The sequence below is a fragment of the Streptomyces lomondensis genome (assembly GCF_014651035.1).
GTDB lineage: Bacteria > Actinomycetota > Actinomycetes > Streptomycetales > Streptomycetaceae > Streptomyces > Streptomyces lomondensis.
This window is the reverse complement of record NZ_BMWC01000032.1, coordinates 1-9,114: the sequence shown is the minus strand read 5'-3', so window position 1 is coordinate 9,114 and position 9,114 is coordinate 1. Positions and strand designations below refer to the sequence as shown.

Below are 9,114 nucleotides of genomic sequence, written 5' to 3'. Positions count from 1 at the left end.
CGTCGCCCTCGCGAGTGCCCTGATCTGCTACCGACGCGCCACCAACTGAGACGACGTCTAAGGCTGCGGGTGACGTGATGGCGGGCTTGTGCCTGCCGTCCGAGATGCGGGCCGGCCTCATTGCCGCCTTGCGGTGTGAACTCTTGCCCGACTGGTCGGAGGACTGGCTGGTGCTTGAGCGTGAGAACTGGGACCAGTTGCGGCTGCATGTTCTGGAGCTGCTGGCGCGAAGACTTCAGGAAGAGCAGTGCTATGTGCCCGCTCTGCAGACGGCGCAGTCAGCCGCGGCCATCGATCCTGTGCGCGAAACGGCTCACCGGATTGTCATGGAGGTGCACATCGCTGAAGGTAACGCGGCCAGCGCACTGAAGCGCTATCAGGCTTACAAGGAGTTCCTCCTGCGTGAACTCAACATTTCTCCCTCACAGCAGATGGCCCAACTGGTGCAGGACTTGCGGCCGGATTGACTTCCGTACCCGGGGGGGCATTCGGCGAGGACGCTGAGGTCCACGAGGTGTGGCGCCGCGAAGAGGCAGCTGGCGAAGATGACTGCCGCGCCGCCCACCTGCACGACACGGGTAACGCCCAGCTCGCCGCCGACTTTCGTGAGGAGGGCCTGTGTCACGGTCGTCATCGCCCATCGGCCAGCCACGATCCGCGGGGCCGACCGCATCGCCGTCCTCGGGAAAGGCCGCATCACGGAAGAGGGAGCCTGGATCACGGAAGGGGGAGCCTGGGACGGCCTGGCGCCCCTGACCCGACCGGTCTCGAAGAGGGACGGCCCAGTGGGACGATCGTGGAAGCGGCTGTCCCCTGGCGTCCCGCACGGCGGTGTACAGGACGGAACGCTGCTGCTTGTGACGTCGGATGCGTCCCTTGGCGACCAGCGACTCCAGGATGTTCCGCACCACCGTGCCGGCCCACGAATGCGAGTTGACCGCCGCGCAGACCGGCCGGTCGTCTTCCACGCCGACCTGGACCAGGTGCGCGTCGGCGCCACCGCGACGCTCGGCGAGGGGGCGCCTGGCGCGCGCCGTGCTCGACGTGGCCGCCGGGGGACGCAGATGCGCCGATGCCCTCGACGGTGACCACGGACGCCCTGGCGCACCTGCAGACCCTGGCCGCCGAGCTCGCCCGTCCCGCCGGGAGCCCCGCCCCCGTCGCGGAGACCAAGGAGGCCACCTCCGCCGCCGCTACCCCGGCCGTCGGCCCAGGCGCCGCTGCTGCGGGGGACGGCAGGGGACAGGGCGGTAGACGTCAGGCCTTCCTCGTGCGCCCCGGGCCTGCGGGGAGGCCGTCATGCAGCTGCTCGGCCGCTGACGCAGGCAGGCGTCGACGAGGAGGTCGCTGCTGCGGGAGCGTCGTTGTGGTGTCCACTGTCCGGCCGCACCGGGACGGGCGGTGGCGTCGCCGAGGCGTGAGTCGGCTCTCGTACGGCGCCCGTCGCCGGGGCGGTCGCCCGGACCGCTTTCTCGCCGAGTTCTTCGCCGTCTGCCGGTCTGCTGTCCGCGGTGGGAACGCCCGACGGGTGCCGGGCCCGCCACCGCAACTCACGCGCGCACGGGTCGACTTCGCGGCTGACAGGCGGGCAGGCTGGAGGATTGTTGCAGGCCGATCAGCGAAGGGAGGGTGTTGATGCCACTGACCGCCCGCCGGTACGGGCACGGGACGCTGGATGCGACCCTCGACGGTCTCGGTGCCGGCATGGCCGGGGAGGCGGTGTACCGGGTGCGGCAGCGCCCGGGGCCGACCTGCACCGACTGCGGGCTGCCGGTGCACGCGAAAGTCTCTGGCCGCAGCGGGCGGTTCTTCGCGCACGACCGCCGCAGCACCACCTGCGCGGCCGCCGGCGAGACGGAGGAGCACCGGAGCCTGAAGCGCACTCTGTCCGCCGCCGTACGTCAGGCCGGTCACCAGGCGAGCTGGAGGTGATCGCCGACCACGGCGGCTGGCGGGCCGATGTCCTCGTCACCGCTCCCGCAGGCGGGCTGACCGCGCCTGGAGGCACAGCTGTCCTCCGCGGCCGTCGACGACGTCCTCGAGCGCACTCGCCGCTACAACGACGACGACGTCGGCGTGGTCTGGTTCACGCACCATGCCGCGCGCTGGCTTTCTCACGTTCCCGCCGCCCGCCTGTACCGTCCCGCCGGGCCGGACGGGTCGTGAAGCCGTCTGCACCCGCTCGTCAGCCGGTTCAGCGTCGTGGCCTGCTCAAAGGTCTGCGACCCGAGCCCGTTCTGGCACGGTCCCTTTTCACGCCGGCTGGGACCACGGCGAGGAAAGGGAGGTCTCCCAGTTCGCCGCTGACGTTCTGCACGGCCACCTTGCCCCCCCGAACCTTCACCACAGCCCTGGGCACCCGCTACGACGGCCGGGCCGCCCCCGAGGACGTCAGGGCAGCTGACGAGTACGCCGCATCGACGCAGACCACGCCGCCGACACCCGCATGACGTGCGGCGCCCCCACCACGGTGCAGGAGCGACCCCCACCACGGTGCAGGAGCGAGGATCATCCTCGTCACGGTGACGCCGCCCGGCCGTGAACCGCCCCGCCGCGCCCGGGCATGCGGCGCGCAAGGCCGTCGAGGAGGCATACGTTGCCGAGTTCCCCTACCACGGCTACACCTGGTAGCCGCCTCAACCGCGGCCCGTCTGCTCCCCCACGGCGAACCGGGGGAGCGAGCCGCCGGCTTGACAGGGCAGGGTGCCTCCAAGCGCCGGACTCGGCGCCCCCCGGGTCAGCCGCACCAGGTCCTCGGCGAAGCGCGGATAGCTGGTCGCAACCGAGTCCCGCCCTCGATCACGGTCGTCCCCTCAGCCGCGCACGCGCCGGCGACGACGGCCGTACCGGGCCACAGGGCACACGGTCCGTCTGTGCGTCTGCGCGGCCGCCGGGCAGCACCACCGGCCGCGACGTGCCGTTCCCGCCGAACGCACCACCGCCCGCCCGCGTTCGGCGCACCACAGCAGGTCTGGGAGGATGGCCGGCAGCCGTCCGTACAGGGTCCGGGAACCCGCGGGCGGCGAGAGGCGAGCGGGTACCGGCAGCGGCCCGGCGGGCGGGAGAGCGGAGCGGTGCGGTGCGGCACATGCCTCAGTACCCGGAGTACCTCGCCGCGGTCGTGTTCGCCGTGGGCGCCGTCGTCAACGCTCTGCTGGCACCGCACCGGTTCTCCACCGCCGTCCTGTTCTGCCTCGCGGTGACCTCTGCCGGACTCGGCGTGGCCGGTCGCAGTGCGGCAGCCCACCCGACCATCGCCACCGTCCTCGCCGTCGCCGCCCTGCTCCTGGCGCTCGCGCTGGGCCTGCTGCTGCTGGCCGACGGCCTCCTGCTGATCCGGCGCTACGGACCGCAGGCAGCCCTGCTGGCGACCGGGGCCGCCGGCTGCGCGGTGCTGGTGGTGCTCGGCCTCAACGCGGTCTTCCACGCGGTCGGCGGCGAGGCGTTCGGTGCCCTCCTGGTCGCGGTGAACGCGGCCGCGGGATACCTCACTCTGCTCTTCCTCGTCTTCGCCGGCTACGTGGTCGTCCGGGGCCGTAGCACCCCCCTGCCGGGAACCACCCATGTGGTCGTCCTGGGCGCCGGGCTCGACGGTGACCGGCCCGGCCCGCTGCTGACCCGCAGGCTGGAGCGGGCCCTTGCGATCGACGCCGCCCGCGCACCGGACACGCCTGGTGTGGTGTTCGTCGTCTCGGGCGGCCAGGGCGACGACGAGGTCCGCTCCGAGGCGGACGCGATGGCCGACTATCTGCGCGGACGCGGCGTGCCCGCCGACCGGATCGTGCGGGAAGACCGCTCCGTCAACACCGGGCAGAACCTCCGCTTCAGCGCAGCCCTCGTGGACGCCACCGCTCCCGGCCACCGTGCCACGGTGGTCACCAGCGGCTTCCACGTCTACCGCACGACCCTGCTGGCCCGCCGTGTCGGCGTGCCCGTGCACGTCGTGGGCGCGCCGACCTCCCCCGCCTACTGGCTGGCCGCGACACTGCGCGAATTCGCCGCCATCCTGTGGCTGGACCGCCTCCTCCTGGTCGGACTCAGCCTGCTGCTGGCAGTGCCGGTGGCGACGGCGGTCTTCGAGCATTGAAGCGCCGGCCGCAGACCTCGACCGATCTCCGGGTGGGCCGCCGGCCTCACGCTCACCGGCCCACCTCAGCCGTCGCCAGGCTCAAGCTCCCAGATGCAATGCCTTCCTGAGGGCAGCAGCTCGGGCAAGTCGTACGTCTCGTGGTGCTTCACGCAGTGCCGGGTCCGGCATACGAAAGCCGTCGTCCTCGAACCGGGGGACGACATGAACGTGCACGTGATGAAGCACCTGACCTGGGATGTGGTTGTTCTGCGTCACCGTGCTTCCGACAGCCCCACAGGCGTCCTTCACTGCCGAGGTCACTCTGGCTGTGACCTTGAAGATCTCATGCAGGAGATCAGCCGGTACGTCATGCAGGTCGGTCACGTGCGACACAGGCAGAACAAGGGCGTGGCCAGGCTTGTCCTGCCGCTGCTCGAGCGCAGGGACGACGAAGACGTTCCCGAGCGGCAGGCGACCAAGTCCTCATCGATCTCGCCTCGCCCGATCCTGCAGAAGGCGCAGTCACTCACCCTGGAGACCTCCGAAGCCGCCTCACGCTGGCCCTAACCCAGCTAGATCGACGAGTCTGGCAGGCCATCGCCCAGCCAGACATCTCCATTCCCCAGAGCTCGCACACCGCGGGACCAGGCTGCAGCCTGAGCGCGAACTGGCCACTTGGGCCGGGGCACGCAATCTGGAAACACGGTGGACCCCGCCCCGGCGTCGACGGGCAGGACACGCCCTTGTACCGCAGGGCCTCCTCGGGCCCCGAAACACCCCCGCGTCCGCGGGGGTGCTCGTGGACCGTGAAGGAGTTGGCGGCTCAGGGCAGGCGGCCGCGCGCGACGGACGACGGGGGAAGGAGCGGAGTTGCTGGCGGGCAAGCGGGAGGAGAACCCGGCGGGGTCGTCGAACAACCTGCGCGGCGACGTGCTGCGCGTGCTCGGAGTGCTGAAGGTCGCGACGGCAGATCGCGGCCCCGCACCTGAGCTACCGACACAGCGACAAGCCGAAGCCTTCGAAGCGGAAGTGGGCCCGCACCGCCTCGCACCTCGGGATGCTCTCCGATCCCGCGCAAGCACGGCCTGCCGGAGAACGGAGAGGGCAGATCCCGGGCGGGGACACGCTGCGCAACCTGACGCCCATGGAATTGAAGGCAGCGCCGCCGAGTTGGGGCAGCCGGCGGGGGAGACGGGAAACCCGGCCCGTGGCGCGGGCCGCACGGGCGCCTCCCACCCGATGGTGGTCAACGAAGCTGTGCTCACCCTGCTGCGCCCGAAGCCGGACCTGTCCCGGCCCGCACGCGAGCCGGCCGACATCCTCGCCGCCGCGCAGGCCGCCGTCGACGCGCCGGACGGGCTGGGTACCATCGCCTCCTACGCGACCGAGGTGGCGCTGCCCGCGACGGGCACCTGGTCCAACCCCGGCAAGGGCGGCGCCCAGGCGGACATCGTCATCACCGCGCCAGAGGACGGGATGCCGCCGCTGTCAGTGGAGATCGACAACTGCTATGAGTCCGCACAGGTCCTCGCCGCGTAGATCGACAAGTACATGCGGTGTGGCCAGCGGAAGGTGAAGGACGTCGACGGCAAGGAGCGGCTGATGTGGCGCACCCGCTGGTGGATGCCCGACGGCCGCCACGGCGACCAGCCGCACCCCCGCTGCTGCTCGCCGCATCGGCCCGCGTAACCCCAACACCGTCATCGCGCAACTGGCCGAACTGACCCAGCGGCACTGGCAGCGCACCGCCTACGACGGCTTCCACAGGTACGACGGCAAACTGCCCATCGTGGTCACCGGCATGAAGCAGTTGCAGGAGCACGGCCCGGCCGGGGCGGTCTCCCGGCGCTTCGGCCGGCCGCACAACCAGACGCTCCTGGAGGCGATCGGCAACCCGCCGCGAAGCCCACGATGCCTGGCAGCAGGCCGAGTACGCCGCCCGCGAGCGGGAGTATAGGGAGCAGCCGCGCGGCCGAGCAGCAGCGGGCCGAGCGGTAGGCCCGCCGTCCGGTGTGCGCCGCGTCAGTCCAAGTGCGCACCACCGCTACGGTCGTCGACCGCAGCGGCGACCTGCGTGAACCGCCCCGGTGACCCGAAGGTGGCGTGGCGTACTACTACGGTCGGAACCCCCGTGAGCTCGGGCGGCAGCAGGCCCGTCCCTACGGTCCGCAGCCATGTTCCCGACTGTCGCACCGCCCCGTACGCGGTTCGCCGGCCTCACGGCCCCCGGAACATCGTCGACTCCGGCCTGTGCACCCGCACCTCGGCCGTACCCGACTGGCTCGCCCACCTCGACCAGTACGAGCAGCTCGCGCGGCGCCCGCCGCCGACCGGCGGGCCACCCTCGCGGTCCTCGACGACTGCATCGTCGTCGACCCCTTGGTCCTGGCCTTTACGCCACGGCACCCTTACGCGCCGCGGGCCGACACCCTCGCCGGATTCGCCGAGGACGTCCTCGGGCCATCACCTGGGCGCAGTTCCACGACCGGCTCGAGGAGGCGCAACCTCAGGCAGAGGGCTGCCCCTTGTCCGTACCGTCGTGCCCGCGGCCGCGCCGCCCGATCCAGGCTGCAGCGACGGTGCCGACCGCCGTGATCACGGCAGCGATGATGATCTCCACGGATGCCCCACTGAATTCGTTGATGTCCGGCGCGGGATCTGCGCCACGGACAGCAGAATTCACGGATCTCTCGCCGTGGACAACCTTCGGATTTCGCCATCACCGCAGCTCAGGAGGGTTTTCGGGGTGGTGGCTTCACCGTTTCCAGAATGGGGCAACAGTGTTCTTGAGAAGCAGCCGACACCGTTTCTGGTAACGCTGCAGGTCCTCCGCCTGGTCTCCGTGAAACGCGTTACGCCCTGCCAGACGGTGGCCAACCTGTCCGGAAAACGTTCACCGGCACGCGCCGCGACATAAGCCGGAGCCGGCGTCCATGTGGTCCGGTGGCTGACCCAGTCCGGGTCGCGTACGGGCTCCGGCGCCCGCGTCTGGCTAGGGCGGTGTCATCTGGCTCCACTCGAGGCGACTCCAACTGGCCCCCCTGAGAGGGGCGTTGGGAGGTACTTAGGGGTAGTGGCGGGGTGAAGTGGCCCCACCCTGGGTCTTGCGGTGGGACGGTGGATGTGGTCCGCCGAGGGTGGGTGCTGTGGATGTCGTTGACCAAGCAGGAGCTGTTTGACCGGATCCGCCGCGACAGCTGGCAACAGCAGCTGTCGGTCCGGGCGTTGTCGAAGAAGTACGGCGTCCACCGGCGCCTGGTACGGGAAGCGCTGGCTTCGCCGGTGCCGAAGCCGCGCAAGCGGCCGACGCGGACGTCGCCGCGGATGGAGCCGTACAAGAAGACGGTCGACGAGTGGCTGCGGGCTGGCCTGGAGGCGCCGCGCAAGCAGCGGCACACCGCGAAGCGGATCGGCACGCGGCTGGAGGAAGAGTTCGGCGTCACGCTTCCTTACACGACGGTGCGGGACTTCGTCACCGCCCGCCGCCGGGCGATCGCAAGCGGAGGGCGGGGTGCCGGCCGAGGGGTTTCTGGTCCGGCACAACGCCCCCGGGGCGGATGCGGAGGTGGACTTCGGAGAGGTCTGGGTCGACCTGGCCGGGCAGTGGGTGAAGTGCTATCTGTTCACCTTCCGTCTGGCCTACTCGGGCCGGGCGGTGCACCGGATCTCCCGCTCCTGTGGTCAGCAGGCGTTCTTCGAAGGCCATGTGCATGCCCTGTCCGTGCTCGGCGGGGCGCCGGCCGGGCAGGTCCGCTACGACAACCTCACTCCGGCCGTCCGCAAGGTCATCTTCCGCAGCCGGCTACGGGAGGAGAACCCCAAGTGGACCGCGCTGCACACGTTCTACGGGTTCACCCCCTTCTATTGCGAGCCGGGGCTGCGCGGCGCCCATGAGAAGGGCGGAGTGGAGGGCCAAGTCGGCTACTTCCGTCGCAACTACCTCACCCCCGTGCCGAGAGTGGAGACGCTGGAGGATCTCAACCGGCAGATCACCGCGTGCGAAGCGCGGGAGCTGGAACGGCGGATCGGCTCTCGGATCCGCACCATCGGCCAGGACTTCGCGCGGGAGGAGCCGCACCTGCTGCCGCTGCCGCCGGAGCCGTTCGAGACGGCGATGACTTTCCAGCCGCGGGTCGACCGCTACAGCCGGATCACGGTGAAGATGTGCGCCTACTCCGTCCCGGTCCGCTTCATCGACCGCAAGGTCACCGTCCACCTGACCGGCGACATGCTGGTCGTCTTCGAGGGCCGCCGCGAGATCGCCCGCCACGCGAGGCTCGCCGGCCGCGGCTTGGAGCACCTGGTCCTGGATCACTACCTGGAGGTGCTGCTGCGCAAGCCTGGCGCCCTGGACCGCTCCGAGGCACTGCACCAGGCCCGCGTCGAGGGCACGTTCACCGCCGAGCATGAGGCGTTCTGGGCCATGGCCCAGCGGCAGCTCGGCGAGATAGAGGGAACGAAGGCCCTGGTCAGGGTTCTGCTTCTGCACCGCCATCAGCAGCATGCGGACGTGCTGGCGGGCCTGCGGGCCGCTGTCGACCTGGGCACCTGCAGCGACGATGTGGTCGCCCTGGAAGCCCGCAAGGCTGCCCAGGCAGCCGGCCGGGCCCCGACCGTCACTGCGGCGCCGACAGCGGCGGACCAGACCGAACTGCTGGATCCGCAGTTGCCGCAGGTCAGCCATCTCACCCCGCGTCGTCTGGCCAGGTCACTGCCCGAGGATGCCCGCCCGCTGCCCCGCCTGGAGCAGTGGGACGAACTGCTGAACCTGCGACGAAAGGATCCGTCATGACTGCCGCCCAGCACGCGCTCACCGCCCAGGCGTCCGACGCCGCGATCGACACCGCCTGCCGGATGCTGCGGCTGCCCACCATGCGGTCCCAGGCCGCCGACACCATCGCCCGCGCCGAGCGCGAGGGGCTCTCCTACGCCGGATTCCTCGCCGAGCTCCTGCTCGCCGAGTGCGAGGACCGCGACCGACGCAGGGTTCAGCGGCATCTCACCCCACTTCCGGCCCCGCCGCCATCTGATGACCGCACACGACT

At 70.9% G+C, this 9,114-nt stretch carries 8 protein-coding genes and 1 pseudogene; 7 read left to right on the top strand and 2 right to left on the bottom strand.

What is annotated here, in order from left to right:
- Positions 1 to 77 precede the first annotated feature (77 nt).
- Together IE255_RS38760 and IE255_RS38755 are read left to right on the top strand one after the other, a co-directional pair.
- On the top strand, positions 78 to 467 hold the full coding sequence (locus IE255_RS38760; RefSeq protein ID WP_229906806.1) for an AfsR/SARP family transcriptional regulator: 390 nt from the start codon (positions 78 to 80) through the stop codon (positions 465 to 467).
- A 1,168-nt stretch (positions 468 to 1,635) separates the two neighbouring features.
- A complete protein-coding gene (locus tag IE255_RS38755; RefSeq protein ID WP_190055135.1) occupies positions 1,636 to 1,932 on the top strand; it encodes a hypothetical protein in 297 nt (98 codons plus the stop codon).
- Between the two features lie 36 nt (positions 1,933 to 1,968).
- Here IE255_RS38755 and IE255_RS40090 read toward each other — a convergent pair whose 3' ends face one another.
- Positions 1,969 to 2,097 carry a hypothetical protein gene (locus IE255_RS40090; RefSeq protein ID WP_267975655.1) on the bottom strand — a complete coding sequence of 43 codons (129 nt, stop codon included), beginning with the start codon at positions 2,095 to 2,097 and terminating at the stop codon, positions 1,969 to 1,971.
- A gap of 991 nt (positions 2,098 to 3,088) precedes the next feature.
- Here IE255_RS40090 and IE255_RS38750 point away from each other — a divergent pair.
- Positions 3,089 to 4,087 (top strand): YdcF family protein, encoded by a 999-nt coding sequence (locus tag IE255_RS38750; protein ID WP_190055134.1) that lies wholly within the window; start codon positions 3,089 to 3,091, stop codon positions 4,085 to 4,087.
- 81 nt (positions 4,088 to 4,168) lie between these two features.
- Here IE255_RS38750 and IE255_RS38745 read toward each other — a convergent pair whose 3' ends face one another.
- The gene (locus IE255_RS38745; RefSeq protein ID WP_229906805.1) at positions 4,169 to 4,453 is read right to left on the bottom strand and encodes an HIT domain-containing protein; all 285 of its coding nucleotides are present in this window, start codon (positions 4,451 to 4,453) and stop codon (positions 4,169 to 4,171) included.
- Between the two features lie 855 nt (positions 4,454 to 5,308).
- On the opposite strand from IE255_RS38745, the gene IE255_RS38740 reads away from it, so the two are divergent.
- The 4 genes and pseudogenes from IE255_RS38740 to IE255_RS38725 form a co-directional block, all read left to right on the top strand.
- Positions 5,309 to 5,608 carry a hypothetical protein gene (locus IE255_RS38740; RefSeq protein WP_190055133.1) on the top strand — a complete coding sequence of 100 codons (300 nt, stop codon included), beginning with the start codon at positions 5,309 to 5,311 and terminating at the stop codon, positions 5,606 to 5,608.
- A gap of 12 nt (positions 5,609 to 5,620) precedes the next feature.
- Positions 5,621 to 5,758 carry a hypothetical protein gene (locus IE255_RS38735; RefSeq protein WP_190055132.1) on the top strand — a complete coding sequence of 46 codons (138 nt, stop codon included), beginning with the start codon at positions 5,621 to 5,623 and terminating at the stop codon, positions 5,756 to 5,758.
- 1,822 nt (positions 5,759 to 7,580) lie between these two features.
- Positions 7,581 to 8,861 carry a Mu transposase domain-containing protein gene (locus IE255_RS38730; protein WP_372487643.1) on the top strand — a complete coding sequence of 427 codons (1,281 nt, stop codon included), beginning with the start codon at positions 7,581 to 7,583 and terminating at the stop codon, positions 8,859 to 8,861.
- Positions 8,858 to 9,114: pseudogene (locus tag IE255_RS38725) on the top strand (IS21-like element helper ATPase IstB); the annotation flags it as partial. The gene IE255_RS38730 and the pseudogene IE255_RS38725, both read left to right, overlap by 4 nt.